The 24,579-nt window shown below is 64.4% G+C and carries 21 protein-coding genes; 7 read left to right on the plus strand and 14 right to left on the minus strand.

Translation table 11 applies throughout. The features are described 5' to 3' along the window. The 5 genes from RH857_RS12095 to RH857_RS12115 all read left to right on the plus strand — a co-directional run. Nucleotides 1–975: aldose 1-epimerase family protein (locus RH857_RS12095; RefSeq protein WP_310538230.1), on the plus strand; the 975-nt coding region annotated here is incomplete at its 5' end. After that, nucleotides 972–2,480, plus strand: coding sequence for a sugar ABC transporter ATP-binding protein (locus RH857_RS12100; RefSeq protein ID WP_310538231.1), 1,509 nt, complete (start codon nt 972–974; stop codon nt 2,478–2,480). The genes RH857_RS12095 and RH857_RS12100, both read left to right, overlap by 4 nt. Then, the gene (locus tag RH857_RS12105) at nt 2,477–3,463 is read left to right on the plus strand and encodes an ABC transporter permease (protein ID WP_310538232.1); all 987 of its coding nucleotides are present in this window, start codon (nt 2,477–2,479) and stop codon (nt 3,461–3,463) included. Before RH857_RS12100 ends, RH857_RS12105 begins: the two co-directional genes overlap by 4 nt. Continuing rightward, the gene (locus tag RH857_RS12110; protein WP_310538233.1) at nt 3,460–4,482 is read left to right on the plus strand and encodes an ABC transporter permease; all 1,023 of its coding nucleotides are present in this window, start codon (nt 3,460–3,462) and stop codon (nt 4,480–4,482) included. Before RH857_RS12105 ends, RH857_RS12110 begins: the two co-directional genes overlap by 4 nt. A gap of 64 nt (nt 4,483–4,546) precedes the next feature. Then, nucleotides 4,547–5,485 (plus strand): sugar ABC transporter substrate-binding protein, encoded by a 939-nt coding sequence (locus tag RH857_RS12115; RefSeq protein ID WP_310538234.1) that lies wholly within the window; start codon nt 4,547–4,549, stop codon nt 5,483–5,485. Nucleotides 5,486–5,558: 73 nt separating this feature from the next. Here RH857_RS12115 and RH857_RS12120 read toward each other — a convergent pair whose 3' ends face one another. The 7 genes from RH857_RS12120 to RH857_RS12150 all read right to left on the minus strand — a co-directional run bounded on the left by RH857_RS12120 (nt 5,559) and on the right by RH857_RS12150 (nt 13,237). Then, a complete protein-coding gene (locus RH857_RS12120) occupies nt 5,559–6,614 on the minus strand; it encodes a LacI family DNA-binding transcriptional regulator (protein WP_044495702.1) in 1,056 nt (351 codons plus the stop codon). Nucleotides 6,615–6,666: 52 nt separating this feature from the next. Then, nucleotides 6,667–7,827, minus strand: coding sequence for an L-rhamnose isomerase (rhaI, locus tag RH857_RS12125; protein WP_310538235.1), 1,161 nt, complete (start codon nt 7,825–7,827; stop codon nt 6,667–6,669). Nucleotides 7,828–7,833: 6 nt separating this feature from the next. Further along, a complete protein-coding gene (locus RH857_RS12130) occupies nt 7,834–8,178 on the minus strand; it encodes an L-rhamnose mutarotase (RefSeq protein WP_310538236.1) in 345 nt (114 codons plus the stop codon). Between the two features lie 364 nt (nt 8,179–8,542). Next, the gene (gene rhaS, locus RH857_RS12135; RefSeq protein ID WP_310538237.1) at nt 8,543–9,583 is read right to left on the minus strand and encodes a rhamnose ABC transporter substrate-binding protein; all 1,041 of its coding nucleotides are present in this window, start codon (nt 9,581–9,583) and stop codon (nt 8,543–8,545) included. 2 nt (nt 9,584–9,585) lie between these two features. Next, entirely contained in the window at nt 9,586–10,644 is a 1,059-nt protein-coding gene (locus RH857_RS12140) for an ABC transporter permease (RefSeq protein ID WP_310538238.1), read from the minus strand. Then, nucleotides 10,641–11,639, minus strand: coding sequence for an ABC transporter permease (locus RH857_RS12145; RefSeq protein WP_310538248.1), 999 nt, complete (start codon nt 11,637–11,639; stop codon nt 10,641–10,643). The genes RH857_RS12140 and RH857_RS12145 overlap by 4 nt, the downstream gene beginning before the upstream one ends. A 68-nt stretch (nt 11,640–11,707) precedes the next feature. Beyond that, nucleotides 11,708–13,237 carry a sugar ABC transporter ATP-binding protein gene (locus RH857_RS12150; RefSeq protein ID WP_310538239.1) on the minus strand — a complete coding sequence of 510 codons (1,530 nt, stop codon included), beginning with the start codon at nt 13,235–13,237 and terminating at the stop codon, nt 11,708–11,710. Between the two features lie 288 nt (nt 13,238–13,525). Between RH857_RS12150 and RH857_RS12155 the strand changes: the two genes are divergently transcribed. Then, nucleotides 13,526–14,533: a LacI family DNA-binding transcriptional regulator gene (locus tag RH857_RS12155; protein ID WP_310538240.1), complete on the plus strand. Its 1,008-nt coding sequence runs from the start codon at nt 13,526–13,528 to the stop codon at nt 14,531–14,533. 124 nt (nt 14,534–14,657) lie between these two features. Here RH857_RS12155 and RH857_RS12160 read toward each other — a convergent pair whose 3' ends face one another. The 4 genes from RH857_RS12160 to RH857_RS12175 form a co-directional block, all read right to left on the minus strand. Further along, nucleotides 14,658–15,947: an MFS transporter gene (locus tag RH857_RS12160; RefSeq protein ID WP_310538241.1), complete on the minus strand. Its 1,290-nt coding sequence runs from the start codon at nt 15,945–15,947 to the stop codon at nt 14,658–14,660. 357 nt (nt 15,948–16,304) lie between these two features. Next, nucleotides 16,305–17,669 (minus strand): Gfo/Idh/MocA family protein, encoded by a 1,365-nt coding sequence (locus RH857_RS12165; RefSeq protein WP_310538242.1) that lies wholly within the window; start codon nt 17,667–17,669, stop codon nt 16,305–16,307. A 99-nt stretch (nt 17,670–17,768) separates the two neighbouring features. Next, nucleotides 17,769–18,704, minus strand: a complete 936-nt coding sequence (locus RH857_RS12170) for a carbohydrate ABC transporter permease (RefSeq protein WP_374761168.1) — start codon at nt 18,702–18,704, stop codon at nt 17,769–17,771. Beyond that, nucleotides 18,694–19,644 (minus strand): carbohydrate ABC transporter permease, encoded by a 951-nt coding sequence (locus RH857_RS12175; protein ID WP_310538243.1) that lies wholly within the window; start codon nt 19,642–19,644, stop codon nt 18,694–18,696. Before RH857_RS12175 ends, RH857_RS12170 begins: the two co-directional genes overlap by 11 nt. 181 nt (nt 19,645–19,825) lie before the next feature. Between RH857_RS12175 and RH857_RS12180 the strand changes: the two genes are divergently transcribed. Beyond that, nucleotides 19,826–21,094: an MFS transporter gene (locus RH857_RS12180; RefSeq protein ID WP_310538244.1), complete on the plus strand. Its 1,269-nt coding sequence runs from the start codon at nt 19,826–19,828 to the stop codon at nt 21,092–21,094. A gap of 22 nt (nt 21,095–21,116) precedes the next feature. Here RH857_RS12180 and RH857_RS12185 read toward each other — a convergent pair whose 3' ends face one another. From RH857_RS12185 to RH857_RS12195, 3 genes are all read right to left on the minus strand, one after another. Continuing rightward, nucleotides 21,117–22,007, minus strand: a complete 891-nt coding sequence (locus RH857_RS12185; RefSeq protein ID WP_310538245.1) for a glycoside hydrolase family 43 protein — start codon at nt 22,005–22,007, stop codon at nt 21,117–21,119. A gap of 41 nt (nt 22,008–22,048) precedes the next feature. Next, nucleotides 22,049–23,737 carry an MGH1-like glycoside hydrolase domain-containing protein gene (locus RH857_RS12190; RefSeq protein ID WP_310538246.1) on the minus strand — a complete coding sequence of 563 codons (1,689 nt, stop codon included), beginning with the start codon at nt 23,735–23,737 and terminating at the stop codon, nt 22,049–22,051. A 129-nt stretch (nt 23,738–23,866) separates the two neighbouring features. Beyond that, nucleotides 23,867–24,579 (minus strand): extracellular solute-binding protein (locus tag RH857_RS12195; RefSeq protein WP_310538247.1); only part of this gene is annotated, 713 nt, incomplete at its 5' end.

Below are 24,579 nucleotides of genomic sequence, written 5' to 3' on the forward strand. Positions count from 1 at the left end.
GAATGTCGCTTACAACTACGCAGACCACCGCTTCCAACTCCCGCTACGTGCCACCGGGGCGCCCGGCGGCTGCGTCTAGTCACTGGCGGTGGTCTTGAGCTTGAGGTTCATCCTGATCGCGCCCTGGACCTCGGCCACGCGACGTTCCGAGGGGTCCCCCTTTCCTGGATCTCCCCCACTGGCATCTCCTCGCCGGCGCTGGGTGAGGCCCGCGGCCGCGAGTGGCTCCGCAGCTTCGGCGGTGGTCTCCTCGCGACGTGCGGCCTCGACACGTTCGGGCCGCCGTCAACGAAGGACTCTGCCGAGTACCCGATGCACGGGCGAGTCGGCATCACACCCGCGACGCTAGTCGAAGCCCGGATTCACGATGGAGAACTCGTCATTCGCGGGGAAGTTCGCCAAACGACAGTCTTCGGGGAGAACCTCGTACTTCACCGAACGCTTCGCTCCGCGATTGGCGGCACTAGCTTCACTCTTGAGGACACCGTCACCAACGAAGGTCTCACGGCCGCTGGCCACATGGTCCTATACCACGTGAATCTCGGGTGGCCGCTGCTGGACGAACACGCCGTTCTCGATGTGAACTCCGCCAAAGTGACGCCGCGGGACGACGACGCGGCAGCGGGTGTCGCCCGCTGGCATGAGATCGAACCTCCCCAGGCGGACTATCGCGAGCAGGTCTTCCTCCATGACGTCAGCCAGACGGCCGCAGGCAGCGCGGTCATAGACAACCCTGCCCTCGACATTCGCTTCACCCTGACCTTCGACACCAAGACGCTGCCGGCACTCCACCAGTGGAAGATGGCAGGCCTCGGACACTACGTCATGGGGCTGGAACCAGCTAATACGGACCAGATCCAAGGTCGAGTCCGGGCCGAGGAATCGTCGGAGCTGCCTCAGCTTCAGGTCGGGGAAAGTGTGAGCTACCGGCTCACGTTCGATTTCGGTCCCTCTCTGAAGAAGGAGACACCATGACAGAAACCCCGACGGACTCAACTCTCGTCATGCGGGGCATCACCAAGTCATTCCCTGGCGTGAAGGCATTGACTGCGGTCGACCTGGACGTTCAGGCTGGCGAAGTTCACGCGATCGTCGGAGAGAACGGCGCAGGCAAATCCACCTTGATGAAGATCCTCGCCGGCGTACATCCGCCTGACGAGGGGACCGTGACCATCGACGGACAGGCGGTACGTTTCGATTCGCCTCTGGCGGCTCGGAAACAGGGCGTCGGAATGGTCTATCAGGAGATCAATCTGGTCCCGGATCTCACCGTGGCCGAGAACATCAGTCTCGGACAACTCCCCAGCTCAGCCGGTGTGGTCAATCGACGCGCCTTGAACCGTACCGCTGCGCGGGTCCTGCAGGAGCTGGGCGCTCGCATTGACCCCCAGGACTTGGTCGGACGGCTGTCAGTCAGCCAGCAGCAGCTGGTTGAGATCGCCAAGGTATATGCGAGCCAGCCCCGCATTGTCGTCTTCGATGAGCCGACATCCTCCCTGAGTGAGCATGAGGCTCAAGCGCTGTTTCGTGTGCTCGAGCGGATGCGCGCTAACGACATTGCCATCATCTACATCAGTCATCGACTCAGGGAAGTGCTCGATATCTCTGACCGGGTCACGGTGCTCCGCGACGGCCGCATGATCGACTGCCGCCCGGCACAGGGCCTGACGCCTCAGGAGATGATCCGGCTAATGGTGGGACGCGACCTCGATGACGTGTTCCCTAAGCGTGAAGTCACCATCGGGAACCCTGTCCTCGAGGTGTCCGGGCTGAGCCGTGTGGGCGTCTTCGAAGACATCTCCCTGACCGCGAAAGCCGGAGAGATCGTGGGGCTGGCCGGCCTGGTCGGCGCTGGCAGGACTGAGGTCGCGCGTGCCATCTTTGGTCTCGACCGGCACGACGCCGGCAGCATTCGGCTGAATGGGCAAGAGCTCACCATCCGCCGTCCTAAGAGCGCCGTACGCGCCGGAATCGCCTACGTCCCCGAGGATCGCAAGCGCGACGGCGTCGCGCTCTCCCTCTCGGTGAAGGACAACATTTCCCTTTCGGTTCTGCGACGCGTCTCGAAGCTGGGATGGATTCGTCGCGGACAGGAACGCGTGTTGGCACAGCAGAAGGCCGAGGAGCTCTACGTGTCGCCTCCGGCAATCGATCGCAAGGTGGCGACGTTCAGCGGCGGAAACCAGCAGAAGGTCGTCCTCGCCAAGTGGCTGGCCACCGAACCTAAGGTTCTGATTCTCGATGAACCCACCCGTGGAGTTGATGTCGGTGCCAAAGCAGATATTCACACCATCATCGGCGAACTGGCCGAGAGAGGGGTCGCGATCATCATGATCTCCTCAGAACTTCCAGAGATCCTCGCGGTCAGCGATCGCGTCTATGTGCTTCACGAAGGGCGGATGACCGCTGAGCTGGAGCGCTCTGACGCCACAGAAGAATCAGTCATGAGCGCTGCGACGGGGGAGGTGATGGCAGCATGACCTCAGCAACGACTCTGCCCCCGCGGGTCACAGAGGAGAGGGCGACCCAGCGCATATTGGGATGGATTGCTCTGCCTGCGGGCATCGCCCTACTGGTCCTCGTCGGCAGTCTCCTGAGTGAGCAGTTCCTCACGACACGCAACCTCACCAACGTGCTGATCAATATGTCGCTGGTGGGAATCATCGTCGTCGGCATGACCTTCGTCTTTATTGTCAGAGGTCTCGCCGACCTCTCTGTGCCTGCCATGGTCGCCATCGGCGCCCTGCTTGCGCTGGGCCTGCAGCCGAGCCTGGGCAGCATCCCGGCAGCGCTGGTTGGAATCCTTGCCGCCTCTGCCGCGGGGTTGGTCAACGGTGTCCTGATTGGCTATTCCAAACTCAATCCAGTCATCACGACTCTGGCCACGGGCACCATCGTGCTGGGAATCGCACAGGCCTCAGTAGGTGGCGTGATCGTCTATGGGAACGACCCTCAGCTGCAGTCGCTGCTCACCGGTCGCATCTTCTTCGGAATCCCCACCATCGTGCTGATCTTCCTGGCCGTGGCGTTCGGGGGGCATCTTCTGCTGGGCCGAACGACTTTTGGACGCTGGGTCTACGCGGCTGGATCCAATCCGCAGGCCACCAAAGCCAGCGCGGTACCGCTTGATTTCACCAAAGCCGTCGCATTCTGGATGACCGCCACTTTGGCCGGCTTCAGTGGGGTCCTGCTCGGCTTGACCCTTCAGACAGCTCGACCGGGCATCGGCACTGGCTATGAGTTCGATGCGATTACCGCCGTGGTCGTCGGTGGCGTGAGCCTGCTCGGGGGCTTCGGCAATATCCCTCGTGCCATCGGCGGGCTCCTCCTCGTCACTCTGCTGAGCAACATCATGGTGCTCAACGGGATCCCCACTCAGTCCCAAGGTCTCGTGATGGGTGCCCTCATCGCAGGAGCTGTGGCCTTGGATGTCTACCTGCGACGCCGCGGAGGTGCAGCATGAACTCGCTGAAGAGAGTTTTCGAGAGCCCCGCTGTTCTCACTCTGATCCATTATCGCGTCATCGTCATCCTTGCAGCCACCCTCATTCTGGCCGTCTCCTTCGTACCAGGGCTCACGGAGTTCCGAACGTTAAGTCTCAGCCTCGACCGCACCGCCACCCTCGGGCTCGTTGCGGTAGGACTGACGGTGGTACTCCTGATGGGCAAGCTGGACCTGTCCGTTGGCTCAACCCTGGCCCTCTCCGGCATCGCCACCATAGGTCTGCAGGCCCAGTTAGGACCGACGGGCGCGGCCCTGGTCGGTCTCCTAGTGGGAGTGCTCGCCGGAGTCCTCAACGGTTTCTTGGTGGTTGTTCTCCAGGTCAACTCGTTGGTCGCGACGCTGGCCTCGATGATCTTCCTGCGCGCCCTCTGCCACTTCCTCACGGACTCGAATCCGGTCAGCGGAGAAGACCCACTCTTCGGCCTCACCGTGACCCGGTCACTGGGAGGGACTTTCTCCCCCCGGACGTACGTGTTCCTCATCGCCATCGTCCTGCTCTTCGTATGGCTGACGTACACCGTGGCGGGCCGTCACCTCTACGCCGTCGGCAGCAATGAGGACAGTGCCACGGCGTCGGGAATCCGTTCTAGCCGCTACGTCTTCGGAGCCTTCGTCTTCAGCGGTCTCACTGCCGGCGCGGCCGGTGTCATGCAATCACTGGCAACCAACACTGGATCCCCGGTCTTCGGCGAAACGGTTGCGCTGACCGCCATTGCTGCAGTCGTCATCGGCGGCACACGACTTGAAGGCGGCCGGGGATCGGCATTGGGCACCTTGGGGGGTGTGCTCGTGCTGGCAGCAATCACCACCACTCTGGAGTACGAGTCAGTCCCGACGTATTACCAGAACATCGTCACCGGCAGCATTCTGCTGCTGCTCATCCTCTTGGACCGCATCGCCTCCAACAGTCCGCGGTCGGCCCTGTCACTCACGTCGCTGCTTCCCTCTCGGAACAGCGAACGAGTACCCACCCAGTAAGAAAAGAAGGGATAGTCCCGTGAAATCACCACTACGCCTTGGAGCCCTCACTGCCGCTGGAGCGATGCTGCTCACCAGCTGCGGAGGCAATGGCAACGAAAACGCCAATGCTGACGGCGCAGAGTCGGCTGAAGGTCTCGACATCTGCTACGTAGCCGCCGCGGAGTCGCACGCCTATGCATCCCCCGCCAACGCCGCCTTCCAAGAGGCGGCTGAGGAGCAAGGAGTCAACGTCACCCTGCTCAGTCAGGAGTTCGATGCCCAAACCGGTACGGACCAGCTGCGCACCTGCATCGGCCGGAATCCGGACGGCATCGTCCTCTGGCCCGTGGACCCGCAGGCCTACATCCCCGGACTTGTGGAAGCCCAAGACGCCGGAATTCCTCTCGTGCTGATCAACAGTCCGATGGATGACGACGCCGAAGGTCTGTACACCTCGTTCACCGGTCCCGACACCTACGAACAGGGACGCTTGGCGGCTGACGTGCTGAACGACGAGCTCGGTGGAGAGGGACAGATCGTCATCATTGCCGGGCAGGCGGGCAACGGTACGACTCTCGGACGCACCGGAGGCTTCAACGATGCCCTGGAGGAGATGGGATCGAGCATCGAAGTCCTCCAAACCGTCAATGCCGATTTCGACCAGCAACGCGCACTTGAGCTGAGCCGCGACCTCATCTCCCGTTACGGCGACGACATCGACGGTGTATACGCCAATGATGACACCATGGCTCGCGGGTTCATTGACGCGTGGACCGAATCCGGTCGCGACGTGGAAGACATGCCCGCCATCGTCGGTATCAACGGACAGCAGGACGCCTTCGAGAGCATCGAAGCTGGTTACTATACGGCGACAATCGTGCAGTCTCCCGAAGAGGACGGACGCCTGGCCCTAGAAACCATCGTCGCAGCTGCTACCGGTGAGGAGGTCGACAGCCGGATTCCGATCCCGCTGACAGTCGTTACCGAGGAAAACGTCGCGGATGAGGAGCCGGCGTTCTAGGACCTCTTGGTCAGCGCAACAAGGCCTGGGCGGCCTGTCTGATTCCTCAGGCAGGTCGCCCAGGCCTCCGTTGTTAAGCAGAATCCCTCACGACGAGCTCAGGTTGAAGGACCACGTGGTTGTGCCGGGGCCGTGAACTCACATCTTTGAACAGCTCCAGGAGCATACGCACGGCCGTGGCCCCCATCAGCTTTCGTGGCTGCCGGATAGTGGTGAGGGCTGGGGCAGAGACCTCCGCCCATGCGAGATCGTCATAACCAATGACCGCGACGTCCTCGGGCACTCTCAGTCCATGACGACTCAAAGACTGCAGCACTCCCAGGGCTAAGAGGTCATTTGCGCACAGAATGCCCGTGGGGCGTTCTTGCGGAGACATCTCGGCAAGTCGGGTACCGGCATATCGCCCCGTGTCCACCGTCCACGAGTCAGTCTCCAACACTTCCAGACGCACACCGCCGTGCTTTGCCACGGCACTCTGCATCCCTTCCAGACGGGCACGCACCTTAGGGGACGTGTGAGGATGGCCTACCAAGGCGATCGAACGGTGTCCCGTGTTCATCAGGTGCTGAGCCGCCATCGCTCCGCCGCGCTCATCATCGACGATGACGCTCCACCCCTGAGTAGCGTTGCGGCCGACCCGGTCGACGAAGACCATGGGCACACCGCGATCATGGAGCATCTGCAGCCGTGAGGACGACTCGTCGACCGGGGAGATGATGAGCCCCTGGACCCGATGCTGGACGAGCAGATCCAGGTTCTGGTTCTCCACTTCCGGGTCGTAAGCACTATTGGTGATGACCACACCGATATCGTGCTGACGCGCCAGCTCCTCGGCTCCGAGCGCCACATCGACAAAGAAGGGATTGTCCAGGTTGGCGACAGCAATGCCAAGCGTCCGTTCCCGTCCAGGGCGAAACTGCCGAGCATTCTGCGTAGGGTGGAAATCGAGCTCGTCGATGGCCCGCAGAACACGCTCGCGCGTTTCTTCCTTGACGTAATAGGGACGGTTAAGAACGTTGCTGACTGTCCCCGCGGAGACCCCCGCGTGCGCAGCGACGTCACGAATGGTGACAGATCTGCGGGATGTGCGCCTGCCCTCGGCACCATCGGCTGGAACAGTGGGGCTCATTGACGACATCCTACGTCGACCGGCACCCCCTCATCCCATGTGGTCCCGTTGATCACCAAGACATCTGGGTTCCGCCGACACGCTCGGCTTCGATCTTTTCCTGGTATCCGGATTCTGCATAGGCCCGCATGGGGTTGCCGGGCAGGCCGCGGGACTCGCGCCATGCCGCCAGATCAGCACGCACATCGGTGTAGAAGGCATCCATGAACACCTCGTGGGCCCCGAGCACGTCCCCGGCCTGCTGGGCCTGGCTCAGCGCATCGCGGTCCACCAGCAGGGCACGGGCGGTCATTTCCTGCACGTTGAGCACGCTGCGGATCTGGCCCGGAATCTTCTTCTCGATGTTGTGGCACTGGTCGAGCATGAAGGCCACACCGGAGTCAGGCTCGTAGCCGCCCCCGCGAATGACCTCGAAGAGGATGCGGAAGAGCTGGAAGGGATCTGCCGAGCCGACGATCAGGTCGTCGTCGGCGTAGAAGCGGGAGTTGAAGTCGAAGGAGCCGAGCTTTCCAACGCGCAGCAGCTGGGCCACGATGAACTCGATATTGGTGCTGGGCGCGTGGTGGCCGGTGTCCAGGCAGACCATAGCCTTCTCGCCCAGGGACTGGACCTGCACCAGGGCGGTACCCCAGTCCGGAACGTCCATGTGGTAGAACGCCGGTTCGAAGATCTTGTACTCCAGCACCAGGCGCTGGTCATCACCCAGGCGATCGTAGATCTTCTGCAGGGACTCGTTCAACCAGTCCTGGCGGGCGCGGATGTCGGCCTGGCCGGGATAGTTGGAGCCATCAGCCAGCCAGATCTTCAGATCCTGAGAGCCGGTGGCGTGCATGATGTCGATGCACTCAAAGTGATGATCCACAGCCTTCTGACGGATGGCCGGGTCATGGTGGGTCAGGCCGCCGAGCTTGTAGTCGTCATCCTGGAACGTGTTGGAGTTGATGGTGCCGATCTCCACGCCCTGCTCGCGAGCGTAGTCCGTGAGCGAACTGTAGTCCTCCACTTTGTCCCAGGGGATGTGCAGCGCCACCTTCGGGGCGAGCCCGGTGAAGCGGTTCACGGTGGCGGCGTCGGCGATCTTCTCCTCCACGCTGCGGGGGGTGCCCGGGGAGCCGAAGACTTTGAAGCGGGTTCCGGAGTTGCCGTAGGCCCAGGAGGGAACCTCGATGGCCTGGTGCTCCAGCTGGGGGGCGATCTGCTCGAAGGTGGTCATCTTTCCTCAGTTCTCGAGTGCATCTAGCTGGTCCTCCAGGTGGAAGACTTCGGTCAGTTCAAGGAAGCCGGTGTCGGGCCGGGCGCCGTCGAGGTCCACAAAGAACTCGCTCATCTGGGCCTGCCAGCGGGCGTTGACCTCTTCGGCCTCCATGGCGGCCTGGGCCGCTTCGAGGGACTCCACCTCGACATAGCCGATGAGGAGGCCGTCCTCGCGCAAGAACAGCGAGTAGTTGTGCCACCCGGAGCGCTTCAGCGCCCGCAGCATCTCGGGCCAGACAGCCCGGTGGTGCTCGGTGTACTCCGCCAGGCGCTCAGGTTTGACCTGGAGCTGGAAGCAGACTCGTCGCACGGCGTTCCTTTCTGTACTGGTCCTGCGGGCAGGGACACCCGCCACGGCTGCGCTCTTCCCAACGAGTGCTGCGGTTTTCGTCGTCATGTCCGGTTATGCCGACGACAACAGCAACACCCGTTTCGGTGCAGTCACAACCACGGCGCATTCGGTGTTATGACCGGCTGCTCAGGTGCGGGGTGCATCCCATCGTGTAATTGAATCGTTTTAATTCTTGCTATCCATCGTATGGCGAGCATCACAGCATGTCAACGAGAAACCGCTTTCTCAGATTATGCTCCGCTGCCGCCCTTCTCAACAGGGGGACGACGGCGGCACCGCCTCTTGGAAGCACGGTGCCGGCGTCGTCGGGTCCCCGCCTCGACTAGAAGTCGAAGTCGTCGATGTTCTCCGCGGTGAAGACGAACGGATCGCCCAGCAGGACTTCACCGTCCTCACCCACGGTGTACTCACCCAGACGTCCGGCCTCGAAGGTGTCTCCCTCGTTGCCCTCGATCTCACCGGTGGCCAGAGCGTGAGCAGCCCAGGCTGCCAGGTACCCCAGATCCTCCGGGTTCCACAGGGCGAAGGCCTCCACAGTGCCGTCCTCGATGTACTCCCGCATCTGGTTGGGGGTGCCCAGTCCGGTGACGGCCACTTCCCCGGCGTAGTTGGAGTCAGAGATGTAGCGGGCGGCCGCGGCGATGCCCACGGTGGTCGGGGAGACGATCGCGTCCAGGTCCGAGTGAGTCTGCAGCAGGGCTGCAGTCTGATCGAAGGAGCGCTGATCGTCATCGTCGCCGTAGACCACGTCCACCAGTTCGATGTCCGGGTAGTTGGCCTCCAGCTCGGCCTCCATCAGCTCAATCCAGTGGTTCTGGTTGGTGGCGTTAGCGGCCGCGGAGAGGATAGCGATCTGGCCCTCGCCGCCGATCTGCTCGGCCACCAGCTCCACCTGGGCGCTGGCGATGCCCTCGGCGCTGGCCTGGTTGATGAACAGGTCGCGGCAGTCGGGGCTGGTGTCCGAGTCGAAGGTCACCACGGCCACGCCCACGTCGCGCGCCTCATTCAGGGCGTCACAGATGGCGCTGGGGTCGTTGGCGGAGATCACCAGGGCGTCCTCACCCTGCTGGGCGGCGGTGTTGATGTACTGCACCTGACCATCAGGAGTGGCCTCCTGCGGCCCCACCTCGGAGTAGCTGCCGCCGAACTCCTCGATGGCCTCGGCACCGCCGGCGTTGGAGGTGTCGAAGTAGGGGTTGCCCAGGTTCTTGGGCAGGAAGGTGATGTTCAGATCCTCACCGTCGGAGCCGGCGTCGCCGCCGTTTCCGCCGTCGCCTCCGCAGGCTGTGAGGACCAGTGCGGCGCTCATGCTGGTCGCTGCCAGCACCGAGAGCCGGGTGCGCAGTGCGGTGTTCCTCTTCATGGTTACCTCTTTTCCTTTCCGGGTCTCCACCGTTGGAGGCCCGAGACAATCTGTGGGGCCATCACCGAGGCGATGAGCAGCACGCCGATGATGATGTTGATGACGTTGACGGTCACACCCTCCAGGCGCAGGGCGGAGGAGATCACGCCGATGAGCAGCACCCCGGCGATCACGCCGTGCAGCGCACCGCGACCGCCGAAGATCAGCACGCCGCCCAGCAGCACCGCGGCGATGACCTCCAGCTCCAGGCCGGTGGCGTTGTCACCGCGGGAATTTCCGAAGCGCAGCGTGTAGAAGATTCCCGCCAGTGCGGAGACCGCACCGGAGAGGATGAAGGTGGTCATTTGGGACCGCGCCACGTTGACGCCGCTGAAACGCGCGGCCTCCTCGTTATGCCCAATGTCGTAGAGACCGCGGCCAAACGGGGTGAAGTGCAGCAGGACCGCGAAGACCGCGATGAGCACCACGACCGGCACGACGACGGCGGGCACCCGGGACTCTCCCAGGGAGGAGGTTGCCAGCGAGGTCCACTCCGGGTCGAAGTCGGTCAGGGCGGTGGTCCCGAGCAGGCCCACCGCGATGCCGCGGAACAGCGCCATAGTGCCGATCGTCACCGCCAGTGAAGGCAGCTTCACATAGGCCACGAGGAATCCGTTGAGGCCGCCGCAGAGGATGCCCACCAGGATCGCCAGCGCTCCGGCGACCGGGATGGAGAGGCCCCATTCGACGTGGAAGATGCCCACCAGCACGGAGGAGAGCCCCATGATGCTGGCAACCGAGAGGTCGATCTGTCCGGTGATGATCACGAGCGTCATGGGCAGAGCGATCATCATCAGAGGGGCGATGTCCAGCAGCAGGTAGCGCACGGTCAGGGGCCCGGAGAAGTTCTCCACCGAGACCGTCGCCCAGAGCCACACCAGCGCCAGCAGGGCAATGATGAGGAACTCCGTGGTGATGAAGGCGCGGAACCACCAGGGTCGGTGGTAGTTGGCGTAGCGGCGGCGCCGCTCGCCCAGCTGAACGGACTCGGCCGCTGCCGGTGCCGGCGTCGTGGTGGTCATCGTTGCCTCGCTTCCTGAAGCTTGCGGCTCTGGCGGGCGGCCAGGTACCGGTCCAGCACAATGGCGCCGATGATGAGGGCGCCGACCACAGCCCGCTGCCAGAAGTCGGGAATGCCGATGATGGGCAGGGTGCGGTTGATGGTCATCAGCAGGATCGCGCCGAAGGCCGCGCCCCAGACTGTTCCTGAGCCGCCGAAGATGGCGATGCCGCCGATCACTGCCGCGCCGATGGCCTGCAGCTCCCAGCCCATTCCGGCTCCGGAGCTGACGGTGCCGTACCGGGCGGCGTACATGACCCCGGCCAGGCCGGCGAGCGCGCCGCCGACCACGAAGGCGGTGATCACACGCTTGGTGGTGGGCAGCCCGTAGAGGGTTGCTGCCTCGGGGTTGGAACCGATGGCATACATCTCGCGACCGCTGCGGGTGGAGGCCAGCCAGTAGGCGGCCGCCAGAAGCACGACGACGGCGACGATGGTCAGCAGCGGAATGGTGGCGACCTGGTAGGTGCCCAGGCGCAGGAATTCGCGCGGCATATCCGAGGCATTGATTCGGTCGCTGCCGGCCCAGGTGAGCACCGCACCGCGGTAGATGTACATGGTGCCCAGGGTGACCACCAGGGCGGGGACTTTGCCGAAGGCCACCAGTGCACCGTTGATGAGCCCGAGGCCGGCACCGACGAGGATGCCGATCAGCACCACCGCCACCACCGGGATTCCTGGGATATCGATGAAGAGGCGGCCGGTCAGGTACGCGGTGATCGCCAGGGTTGAGCCCACCGAGAGATCAACGTTGCGCGTGATGATCACGATCGCTGAACCGACCGCCATCACGATGAGGATTGACGGGGTCAGCAGCAGATCCCGCCACCCCTGTCCGCTGAAGAGGAACGACTGATTCATGCTCGTCGCCACCGCAATCACCGCGAGGATGACCAGCACGATGGCTGTCTCGCGGGAGGCTAGGACGTTGCGGATCAGCCGTTGGGCGGTGCTCATCTGGCTGGGACGTGCCAGTGCCGCAGCGGAACTGGCGCTCTGGGTGCCGTGCTCCTGAGTGTTGGCGCTCATGCGACGGCCTCCTCTCGGATGGCTTCGTGGCGGGCGGTGGCCGCGTGCATGACCTTCTCCGCCGTGGCCTCTTCACGGCTGAGCTCGGCGCTGATGCGCCCTTCGCTGATGACCAGAACGCGGTCGGCCATCCCGAGGACTTCCGGCAGTTCGGAGGAGATCATGAGAATCGCCATGCCCTCCCCGGCCAGCTGCGAGAGCAGTCGGTGGACCTCAGACTTGGTGCCGACGTCGATGCCGCGGGTGGGCTCATCGATGATGAGCAGCTTGGGATCAGTTGCCAGCCATTTGGCGATGGCGACCTTCTGCTGGTTGCCACCACTCATGGTGGCGGCGTTCATCGACAGCGCGGACGTCTTGACCTGCAGGCGCGACGCCCACGGTCCTGCAGCTCGGTTCTCGGAGGCTGCGCTGATGAGGCCCAGGCGCGCCAGGCGGGATCGGATGGCGGCCCCAATGTTGCGAGCCACCGAGGACTCCACGACCAGCCCCTGCTGGCGGCGGTCCTCGGGCACCAATGCCATCCCTGCGTTGATCGCGGCAGTGGGGCTGTGCTTGCCCACGGAACGTCCGTGCATCCGTACGGTGCCGGCGTCGTAGGGGTCCACGCCGAAGACAGCGCGTGCGATCTCGCTGCGCCCGGCACCGACCAAGCCGGCTAGGCCCACGATCTCCCCTGCGCGGACCGTGAAGCTCACATCGGAGAAGACTCCGGCGGCTGTGAGACCCTCAACCTCCAGCACGGTTTCGCCGATCTCGGCGGGGGTCTTGGGGTAGAGCTCGGTGACTTCGCGACCCACCATCATGGTGACCAGTTCGTCATTGGTGGTCTGGTGCGTGGGGGTGGTGCCCACGTAGGCGCCGTCGCGCATGACGGTGATGGTGTCGCACAGGTCGAAGATCTCGTCGAAGCGATGGGAGATGAAGACGATCCCGCGTCCCTCATCCCGCAGGCTGCGCGCCACGGCGAACAGGCGTTCGACTTCCACGCCGGAGAGCGCGGCGGTGGGCTCATCCATGATGAGCAGGTGCGCGTCAAGGGAGATGGCTTTGGCGATCTCGATGATCTGCTGATCTGCGATGGACAGGCCCTGGGCCGGTCGGCGGGGATCCAGGTCAACCCCGAGGCGGGTGAAGATCCGCTCCGCCTCGGCGATCATGGCCTGCTTGTCGATGCGTCCGGCCCGGGAGCGAGGCTGGCGCCCCATGAAGATGTTCTCGGTCACTGAGAGGTCGGGGAAGAGCGTGGGCTCCTGGTAGATGACCGCGATGCCGGCGTTCTTGGCCTCTGCGGTGGAGGAGAAGGCCACGTCCTGACCGCGGAAGCGGAAGGTGCCGGCGTCGCGCTGGTGCAGACCGGCCACGATCTTGATCAGGGTGGACTTGCCGGCTCCATTCTCGCCTACCAGAGCGTGGATGGAGCCGGGGTGGACGGTGAGGCTGCCGTCGGCGAGCGCGGTGACGCTGCCGAAGGTCTTTCGCACGCCGGAGAGTTCTAGGACCGGCGTGGATTCGGTGTTCGTCATTGAACCTCCACGGTGAGAGTGCCGCCGTCCACGGGTGCATCGGGCGGTGAGGAGAGAGGAGGTGACCCTCTCGGTGACCGGTGATGCCGGCATATCGACCGAGTGAATCGTTCCAACTAGTGAGCCAGATCATATGACGCGTGTCACAGCAGTGTCAATACACTGCTATCCTCTTCAACCATGGGCGGGCTGATCACCGAATCCGCTCAGGCGTGTGGCTCCCGCGGGCCGGCGGCACAACGAGGTGCCCGGTGCGCGGGTCAGAGGTGAACAAGGAGGGGGCCCACTATGGCGATGGCTCAGGTTCGCGACGTCGCAGCGCTGGCTGGGGTCTCTCCCGCGACAGTCTCTAATGCGCTCAATCATCCACATCGCGTCTCCGCGCGCACGCTGGCCAAAGTACAGGCGGCGATCGAGGAGCTCGGCTACGTTCGCAACGATGCCGCGCGGCAGCTGAGGGCAGGCTCCAACCCTGCCGTGGGGATGATCGTGCTCGACGCCGCCAACCCCTACTTCACCGATGTGGCTCACGGAGCCGAACAGCACCTCGCCGAGCTCGGACGACCTTTGCTGCTGGGCAACTCCGCCCAGCGGGAGGAGCAGGAGCTAACCTACCTGCGCCTCTTCGACGAGCAGCGCGTGGCGGGGGTGCTGATAGCCCCGGTGGGTGATGTTCTGCCGAAGCTGCGCACCCTCAAGGACCACGGCACGTCGGTGGTGATCATCGACCGGAAGGCCGGGGCGGATGAGTTTTCCTCGGTCTCCGTCAACGATGAGCAGGGCGGATGGCTCGTCGCCGATCACCTCATCGACCAGGGGGCACGTCGCATTGCGGTGATCGGAGGACCAGGCAGCCTTCGGCAGGTCAGGCACCGTCTGCACGGCACTCAGCAGAGGGCCGATCGCACCGATGGGGCCACTGTGGAGTTTCTCGACACCGGAGCCATGGACACCGCCTCCGGGCGCGAGACCGTGCAGCGGCTCCTGGAGCGCCCCCGTGACGAATGGCCCGAGGCGATCTTCGCAACCAATGACCTGGTGGCCCTGGGCGCACTGCAGGTACTGGCCAGGGCCGGCGTCGAGGTGCCCGGGGAGATCATGCTGGCCGGCTACGACGACATCGAGTTCGCCGCCAGCGCGACCATTCCGATCACCTCGGTGCGGCAGCCCTCGGAAGAGATGGGACGTCAGGCAGCAGAGCTGCTGCGTCAGGCCATTGAGGATCCCGCGGCTGCGGTGCAGCACACGGTCTTCCAGCCGGAACTGATGGTGCGGGAGTCCACTAGCGCGCACTGAGGGCGCTGCAGGACCCGAAACGCAGAAAGTGTGCCGAAACTTCAGGAAAACGGAGGGATGCCCCCTGTTTCCTTCAGTTTCAGCACACTTTCTGGCGGAGAGGCTCCAGCGGGCGAAGCCGGCGCTAGGATGCGGGGCGGTCTCCCGCAAGCGCCTCAGCACTGCGCGGGCCGTGCGCCTTCTCCTTGTGGAGCACCTGCGGCATCCGCGAGACCCAGAACCACCCGATGAGGCCGGCCACCAGGAGCACGCCCGCGATGGAGTAGAAGAACAGGGTGATGCTGGCATCGAGGATGACCGGAGTCAGCAGGGCAGCACCGGCTGCCACGGCGCGAGTGAAGGCGGTGGCAATGCCCTGGGCTGCGCCGCGGTATTCGGTGGGGAAGATCTCCTGAGACCAGATCTTGAACATGGGCTCACCCGAGGGCTGCTGAGCAAACCAGAAGAGGGCGGCCATGAGGAAGACGGTTGCCGTGGTGACTCCCAGCATTCCCGGCAGCGCCCAGGCCAGAATGGCCAGGACCGTACCGATCAGGAACAGCGGCATGCGCAGCGGGGTGTCGCTGAAGCGCATGACCAGGAATGTGCCGACCAGGCCGATGAGCACTGCCACCACATTCAGCAGGGACGCCGTGGAGACGGAGGCGCCGCCGACGTCGGTAAAGAGGAAGATCGCGAACTGGCCGTTGGTATTGGCGGCGATGTTCTGGATGCCGTAGAAGAGGGAGACACCGATGAGTGCCCAGATGTAGGTTCGGCCGAAGAGGACTTTCAGGCTGGCGCGGTCGATGGTGCCGGTCTCCACGGCGTTCTTCTTCTCCTGCCACATCTGGGATTCAGGCAGGCGCCAGCGCAGGACCAGAACTACGAGAGCCACCAGCAGAAGGTGACCGTACATCAGACGAGCTCCGTCGACACCCATGTTGCCGGCAAAAATACCGATGACGTTGACGATCGGAATCACGATCATCCACAGGGCATGTGAGAGTGTGACGAACTTGCCTTCCTCGCCTTCCGGTGCCGACTCGGCGATCATCGCCAGTGAGGGCGGAAGGTCTGCACCAGAGGAGAAGCCCAGAAGCAGGATGCCCACATAGAGCCATCCCACACCCGGCGCCATCACCAGGATTACGGCGGCGATGACATAGAGAATCAGCGTGAGGGTGAAGACTCTCTTGCGACCGAAGCGGTCAGAGAGCGGTCCGCCGATCAGGGCGCCGACGGCGATCATTGCGGTCAGCAGGGCGGAGAGCTGGCCGTACTGAAACTCGGTGAAACCGAATTCCTCACGGTAGAGCACCAGCGCAGTACCGGTGGTCACAATGGCGCCGGCGTCCATATAGGAGGCCATGCCGGCCACCCCGGCGGTCCACCACGCTTTGCGGCGCTGAGCAGGATTGAGGGTCTGTGACATCGTTGTCCCCTTGGTCTTCAGTCTCGAGGTCAGCCCACGTGATCCACATCAATGACGCGCATCACGTGATAGCGATCACCCAGAGACTAGTGGGAATTGAATCGATTTACAACCCGTGACAACGTGCTGCCTGCGCTGGCCCAGAAGCGGCCTCCAGCCTTCCCCCTCATCGAGTGGAAGATTCTTACCGGTATATGGGCCGTGGGCGGCCATATCGCGGGAGAATCCTTCCACTCGATGTGACGGCGGGGCTTGAACAGGCCATACGGGTCTCCAGCCAGCCAGTCCTGCGCAGAAGCAGTGAGGGGGCGGCCCGTACCGGCCGCCCCCTCACTGAGTCCTATCCTCGCTCCGCAGTCACTCCAGGCCGGAGAGCCCCGCAGCCACGCCGAGGTCGAGATCATTGATCCGCACTGCGTTGCCGGTCTCCAGCGAGGTGTTCCCCGCCAGACCCACGGCCACAGCGCGCACGCCGTCGGGCCAGCCGGCGGCGCGGCCCAGCGGGTCCTCCTGGGGACCGCGGAAGACCTCGCGCAGCAGGTCGTCGTCAGCACCGCCATGAGCACCCACGCCCTCGGGAATCGGCACCTCCACGGCAGACTCAAACTGCTTCTGCACCAGCAGCTTCTCGGAGACGGGGCGGGCGCCGTCGTCGACCACCACATCGGGACGCGCGGAGGGGTCCACCACCACGTAGCCCTCGTCATCCAGCGCCACGGCCCCGCGCTCCACCACCGTCAGCTCGGCCCGGCCCTTGGTGCCGTTGACGTAGACCGTGTACCCCTCCCACGGACCGTGGGCAGAGAGCGTGTAGGCCATGGAGGAGCCGCGGCGGTAGTCGACCACCAGGGACATGTTGTCCTCGATGGTGATGCCCTCGTCGAAGACGTCACGATCGCGCAGGTAGCCGTCGTGGTGCTCCTGGTCGTAGTAAAGCCCCTTGAACACCGGGTCGGTGCGCAGGTCCAGGCTGAAGGCATCCCGGGCAGGGTGATCGGTGGTGCCGCGCTCCGGGCGCTCGGTGATGCCGCGAGCGCGAGCATTCTCTGCGCCGTAGAAGCGCAGCCCGCCAGAGGCGTAGACCTTGGTGGGCACATCACCCAGCCACCAGTTGACCAGATCAAAGTGGTGGCTGGCCTTGTGGATCAGCAAGCCACCGGACTTGTCCTTCTCGCGATGCCAGCGGCGGAAGTAGTCGGCGCCGTGGGCGGTGTCCAGCAGCCACTCGAAGTGCACTGCGGTTACCTCGCCGATCTCCCCTTCGCTGATGAGCTTCTTCAGCGCCCAGTTGCGCGGGGAATAGCGGTAGTTAAAGGTCACCACCACGTTGCGTCCGGTGCGCTCCACCGCCTCGGCGATGCGCTTGACGCCCTCCTCGGTGGTGGTCAGCGGCTTCTCCACGACGACGTCGGCGCCGGCCTCGAGAGCCTCGACGATGTAGTCCGCATGGGTGAAGTCCGGAGTGGTGATGATCACCCGGTCCAGCTTGTGCTCGGTGATCGCAGCGGTCAGCTCCGAGGGGTCGAAGCGCACTGGACTGCCCAGGCTGCGCCCCTCCCACTCCTGCGAGAACTCCAGGCGGCCGGGATTGGTGTCAGCCCAGGCGGCCAGCTCGGCCACCTCGGCATGCGGGCCGGCGATCGCCGTTAAGTACATCTGAGCGCGGGAGCCGGCGCCGAGCAGACCGTAGCGCAGGCGGGAGGAAACTTGTGCATCACCCATGGCGGGCGTCCGTCCTTTCGAGGTGAGAGGAAAGTGAAAAAGGTCAGCGCCGGCGTCGTCGTCCTCTAGGAAAAGGTACGACGACGCCGGCGCTGGGGACTACTTGATTCCGGACTTGGCGAAGCCCTTGACCAGGAACTTCTGTCCGATGAGGAAGGCGATGAACATCGGCAGCAGGGAGACCACACTCATGGCGAACATGGCGCCGTAGTTGGAGGTCGACTGCCCGTCGATGAACATGTTCAGCGCCTGCGGGACCACGAAGTTCTCCGGGGATCGCAGGTAGATCAGCGGTCCGAAGAAGTCTGCCCACGTCCAGATGAACGTGAAGATGGTGGTGGTGGCCAGGGCCGGCACCATCAAGGGCAGGGTCACCTGCACGAACTGCCGGATGTGGCCGGCGCCGTCGATGCGGGCCGCCTCGTAGAGCTCGTTCGGCAGGGAGCGGATGAACTGGACCATGAGGAAGATGAAGAATGCCTCAGTGGCCAGGAACTTCGGCACCACCAGGGGCAGGAATGTATCCAGCCAGCCCAGCTCGCGGAAGAGGATGAACTGCGGAACCAGCACCACGTGGAAGGGCAACAGCAGTGTGCCCAGCATGGCGGCGAAGGCGAGGTTCCGTCCACGGAACTCCAGGCGGGCGAACGCATAGGCCGCCAGCGAGCAGGAGATCAGGTTGCCGATGATCGCACCCAGCACCAGGATCGAGGAGTTGATCAGGTACACGTGGAACGGATACATCAGCGAGTCCCAGCCCTGGGTGTAGTTGTCCAGGGAGAGATCCGTGGTGAAGATCGTCAGGTTGGTGAAGATCTCCGAGTTCGGCTTCATGGAGGACACCACGAGCCAGATCAGCGGGTAGATCATGATCGCGGAGAGCCCGATGAGCACGATGTGCTTCACCACGGACTTCACCCGCGCTCCGATCGGACGGGCGGTGACTCCGCGCGGGTTGCGCGAGGTCTCCATGTCCGGGACCGCCTTCTCGTAGGGCTTGGTGGTGTTGTTTGTGGTCTGCAGATCAGTCGTCATAGAACACCCAATACTTCGAGAGCCAGAAGTTGACCGCTGTGAAGATGCCGATCAGCAGCACCAGCACCCAGGCCATGGCGGAGGCGTAGCCCATGGACATCGGAGTGTTGAAGGCCTGCTGGTACAGGTACAGCGTGAAGAACAGCGTGGAGTCCGAAGGACCGCCGGTGCCGCCGGAGACCACGTAGGCCTGGGTGAAGTTCTGGAAGGCGAAGATGATCTGCAGCACGAGGTTGAAGAAGATGATCGGCGTCAGCAGCGGTAGGGTGATGGTGAAGAACTGCCGGACGCGGCTGGCACCGTCGACCTCTGCGGCCTCGTAGTACATGTCAGGGATCTGTCGCAGGCCGGCCAGGAAGATCACCATGGGCGAGCCGAAGGTCCAGACGTTCAGTGCGATCAGCGTCCACAGGGCGTAGTCCGGGTGCGCGACCCAGCCCTCACCCTGGATGCCGAACCAGGAGAGGAACCCGTTGACCAGGCCCTCATAGCCGAAGACCTGGCGCCACAGAATGGCGATGGCCACCGAGCCGCCCATCAGCGACGGCAGGTAGAAGATGGAGCGGTAGAAGCTCAGACCACGCATGCCCTTGTCCAGGAGCACCGCGACTGCCAGCGCCAGCGCCAGCAGGATCGGCACACCCACGAACACGTAGATGATGGTGACTTCCAGGGATGTCCACAGGCGGGGGTCGTTCCACATGCGGATGAAGTTGTCGAAGCCGACCCAGGTGGGCGGCTGCAAGAGGTTGTAGTTGGTGAAAGCCAGATACAGCGACGCCAGCATGGGGCCGGCGGTGAAGCCGAAGATGCCGATCAGCCAAGGGAGCAGGAAGAGGAAACCGGCTTTGTTGTCCTTGTACCTCTTCTTGACCTTGGGCTGGCCTCGCTGGGCCTTGGCCTGCTTCGCAATCGTGCGAAGTTCGCCCAGACTGCTCACAAGACCTCCTCGTCATGGTCAGAAACGGTGCGGTCCCCGCCGACCCGAGGGGTCAAGAAAGCGGTTTCTCGCGTTTCGATGATCCTATGAGGCAAGTCACACCCTGTCAACCTGAAAGCGCTTTCCCGGGTGACCTGTTGCACAGAGTAATCTACCTCACGTGCAACGACGTGGACTTTTCATGGACCTTTCGCCGCTTCGCGAGTCTCCCGCCTACCTCCGCTTCTGGATCAGCGGGATCGCCGGAGGCATCGGTGTGCAGCTCACGGCTGTCGCCATTGGCATCCAGGTCTATGACATCAGCGGCTCCACGGCAGCGGTGGCCATGGTCGGTGCCCTCGCCCTGGGACCCATGATCCTCGTCGGCATCCTCGGGGGCACCATCGTGGACGCCTTCGACCGGCGCAAAGTGCTTATCTGGGCCTCACTGGTGGCGCTGATCGCCCCGGTGGGCATCGCGATCCTGGCGTGGAATGACGTCGAGACTCTCTGGATGTACTACGCCCTGACTACGCTCTCTTCCGCAGCCGGTTCCCTGGTCGGCGCGGCCCGCTTCGCCATTCACCCGAGACTGGTCCGTCGAGAACTGCTGCCCGCCGTGGCCGCCCTCTCCGCTATCTCTGCGGGCCTGCAGGCGGCCGGGGGGCCCGCGCTGGCAGGCATCCTGGTGGCCACGGTGGGCTACGCCTGGACCTACACGATCGACGTCATGCTCTTCATGGTCGGGTTCTGGGGCATCATCTCCCTGCCGCCGATCAAACCCCAGGGCGGATCCAAGCTCGGCCTCAAGGCGCTGAAGGAGGGCCTGGCCTTCCTCCGGGGCGCGGTGAACTTGCGCACGGCGATCGGCCTGCACGTGGCCGCCTTCGCCTTCGGCCGTCCCTACGCGATCTTCCCGGCGGTCGGCGCACTGCTGATCGGCGGCGGTGCGTGGACCGTAGGCCTGCTGACCGCCTCCGGGGCCGTAGGAGTGATCATCTCCAGCTTGCTCTCGGGCCGCTTCGGAGGGGTCCGTCGCCACGGCGCCGCCATCGGCTACTCCACCATGGTCTTCTCCGTGTTCGTCGCCCTGCTCGGCGCAGCAACTCTGTGGCTGGAGCACACCGATCGCGAGGTCAGCGAGCACAGCGCCAATATTCCGGCCCTCATCCTGCTCTGCAGCCTCACGGCACTCATCGGGGCCGCCGACAACGTGGCCGGGATCTTCCGCACCACCATGATGCAGTCGGCCACTCCGGATCAGTTCCGCGGGCGCTTGCAGGGCGTCTACACCCTGGTCCTCTCGGCAGGGCCTCGACTGGGCGACACCTACATCGGCTTTGTCGCCGCGGCGGCCACGCTGTGGTTCCCGCAGCTACTGGGCGCGCTCCTCATTCTGCTCATCGCAGGCATCTACATGAGGCTGCGCCCCGGATTCCGGCAGTACGACGGCGAGAACCCCGTCCCCTGATCCGGCCAGGGCCGGCGCAGCGTCAGACGGTGCGCAGCCCGCCCTCGATCTCCTGCAGTTCAATGAAGATCGCCCGCTCGTTGGGGGTGTCATTGGGCGTGTGCAGAGTCAGATAGAGCGTGCCGTCCAGGGCGCGGAAGATCATGCCGTGTCCGCCGTCGGCCTCATACAGCGGCTCAGGCTGCTGCTCCCATGGGCCGGTGATTTCCCCGGTAGCGGAGCGGGCCACACCCTGGGCGTAGCGGCCGCCGCGGAAGCTGGCCCAAAGCATCAGCAGCTCGCCCCGCTGGGTATGGTGCATGAACGGTCCATCGGTGACGTAGCCGGTGCCGTGCTTGGCCGAGTGCACGGCATCCACCCAGGGGGCCGACGACGCCGCAAACAGCTCAATGGGCTCCCCCACTGCTGTCTTCAGGTCCCGGGAAAGCTGCACAGCGCACACGGTCCCATCCGAAATCTGGACCCATTCGTGGCAGAAGACCATCCAGGGAGTGCCGTCAGCATCCACGTGCAGAGTCCCGTCCAGGCACTCCCAGTCGCGAGGGGTCAACGGCCCGTCGCTGTGCGGGGTGAAGGGCCCCTCAGGGGTGTCCGCTGAGAGGATCTGAGTCCCGCGGCGCACGGCCGGATCCTCATGCCCGAAGGTCGCGAAGAGGTAGAAGCGTCCCTGGTACTCGTGGACCTCCGGGGCCCAGTAATTGGTGGTGGACCAGAAGTCCGGGCCGGGCCGGAACGCCTCGATGGGGCCCTCCCAGTTCTTCAGGTCGGTACCGCGATAGCAGTCGAAGCCGGTGGCGGTGCCCTTCCAGATGTCCTTGTCGGTGGAGCCGAACAGGTAGTACGTACCGTTCTCGCCCTCCTGAGGGCGCGGCAGCACAAAGGGGTCACGCAGCTGAATCTCTGAAGTCTTCATAGGGGGTCTCCTTCGTGACGGTCACTGGACTGGAGTACGGGTCAGGAGGCGCGCGGCGCTACGAAGCCGGGGCTGGTGCGGCGGGCGATGCGCATCCCGCTCAGGTCCACGCGCTCGTTGGGGGCCAGCGTGAGCTTCAGCGAGCCCTCCGCCGAGGCGAGGGTGCCGGTGACCGGTCGTGCGGCGACGCCGACGACGGCGACGGGCTTGCCGGTGCGCTCGGTCATCACGCGCCAGCCTCGGGGGAAGCTCAGGTGCTGCTGGCCGTCGCGATAGGTGATGACCTGGTCGTCGTCGGCCGCGAGCTCGTAGTGAGCCCCGCCGACGGTGCGGGAGTAGGCGATGGCCTCAGCCGCAGTGCTCACCCCGGCCTTGCCGGTGCCGCCGTGAGAGGGATCCAGCCGCGTGGGGGCCAGGCCCGTGAAAGCGATCTCTCCGGTGGGCAGGGGAAGGACACCGAACATGCGCTCCACTGTGTCCAGCATCCACAGGATGGAGGGCGAATAGGAGCTCGTGAAACCGGCGTCGCCGCTCCAGGGGTCGATGCCCTGCGGGAAGTGCTCGGCCGCCGAGAGGGCGGACAGCAGCTCCCGGTTGGCGATCATCAGCTCGGCCGGACGTCCGTGATGTTCGAACGCGTGGGGGGCCCGCAGCTGGGTAAGGAAGTGCACGGGTCCGGCCCAGGAGTTGCGGGTGTGGTCGCCATCGTATCTGGGGTCGGAGAGCGAGATGGTGGTGAAGCCGTAGTGGGAGAGGAAGTGGGCGCTGTTCATAACATAGCGTTCCAGCGCCTGGGCGAAGAAGCGAGCGTCACCGATCTCACAGGCCAGCACGCGCAGCAGCACGTCGGAGATGACCTTGACCTGCTTGCCCTGGGCATCAAGGTCGTAGAACGTGCCATCAGCGGGGTCGTAGCAGTGCTCAAAGAGGGCCTTGACCGAAGCCTCGGCCTTGACCTCCCACGGCGTGGGATCTTCGCCGAGCTCCGCGGCGATCTTGGCCAGGTAGTAACGCTGGCAGGCGACATTGGCAGTGAGGTCCGGGGCCAGGAACGGGATGGTGGGCGCCTCGGGGTCGAACTGGGTGGCTTCACCCTGGTAGCAGCGGTCGGGCACGAACCAGAACCGGGGGGAAAGGTCGTGTCCGGTGTCAAAGGTGGAGAAGGCCTCCACGCACCCGGTCCCGCGGGTGTTGCGGTAGGTCATCAGCCACTCGTCGTAGCGGGCCATGGTGGCATACATCTGCTGCAGCCAGTCTCGGCCTGCAGCCGCCGACTCATCGCTGCTGTGCAGCTGGTAGTGGTTCCACACCGAACGCGCCAGCGGGGTGACGATCTGGATCTGGCTGAATCCCGGCCCGTCAGCGGTGACTTTGTAGGGGATCATGCCGTCTTCGCGCTGGTGCGTGGAGTAAATGCGGAAGGTCTCCGTTGCCGTCTCAGCGGCGAAGCGGGAGAGCATTTCGGTGTTGATGGTGCCAGTGGATTCGATCCAGGTGCCGGCGTAGACCCCGCCCTCATTGAGCACCGGCGGTGAGCCAGCCAGCGGCCGGATGCAGTCCTGCAGCTCACGAATGGCCTGCAGCCAGCGCTGCTCCACGGTGCCACCCACGGCGGCAAAGCCGACGCCGGAACGGTTCAGCTGCTCCGCCAGGGGCTCCTCGAGTCCGGCCTGCTCGGCGGCGGGAGCGGCGTCTCTCAGGCGGGCAAGGGCGGTCTCAAGCGCGGACATCGTGGTGTGGGCACCTTTCGTGGAGGAGGGTCGGGGGCTGATGAGGGCGGCGGGAGTCTGGGAACAGCCGTGCGGACGGTCCGGGAGTGGACCGTCCGCACAGGTGGTTCAGGATGTGCTGATGAGTGATCAGCCTGCCTGAAGGGCGCTTTCCATGTAGCTCAGCCATTCGGCCACGCCATCCTCCACCGACTGACGGTTGAAGAGGATGTCGGACTCGATGCGCTGGGACAAGGAGTTCATCTCAGCACCGCCGGCGGGCTGCGGCGGAGCGACCACACCCTGCTCCAGCACGCTCTGGATGTAGGCGGCTGCCTCAGCGTTGACCGGGTCCAGCAGCGGCTCCACGACCTCAAGCATCTCAGCGTTGAAGGGCAGACCGCGGTCGTCCTTGAGGATCTCGGCGGCGCGCTCGTCGTTGAGGATGAAGTCCATCAGCATGGCTGCGGCCTGGGGCTCGGAGGAGCCGGCGTTGATGGCCCAGAACTGTGAGGGCAGCACGGCCACACCGGGGTTGTCGGTCTCGGTGGGCGGCAGCACCATGCTGACCTCGTCATCGCCCAGCGCGGCAGTGTAGGGGGTCAGCTGGTTGCTGTAACCGAAGCTCATGGCGGCCTGGCCGGTGCCGAAGAGCGTCTGGTCAGGTGTCACATTGTGATGCTCAACGATGACGGAGGGGTTGGGCAGGGCGCCGGACTCCACCATGTCGACCTCGAGCTGGTACCACTGCTCCAGCTCCTCCTCGGTCACAGCCAGTTGGCCGTCCCAGTCGTAGAGGCCCAGGTCGCGTGATGCCTCACGGTCAAGTCCCCGGGAAGTGATCCCCCGTGCCTCATGTAAAA

Source organism: Nesterenkonia flava, from assembly GCF_031432335.1.
Taxonomy (GTDB): domain Bacteria; phylum Actinomycetota; class Actinomycetes; order Actinomycetales; family Micrococcaceae; genus Nesterenkonia; species Nesterenkonia flava.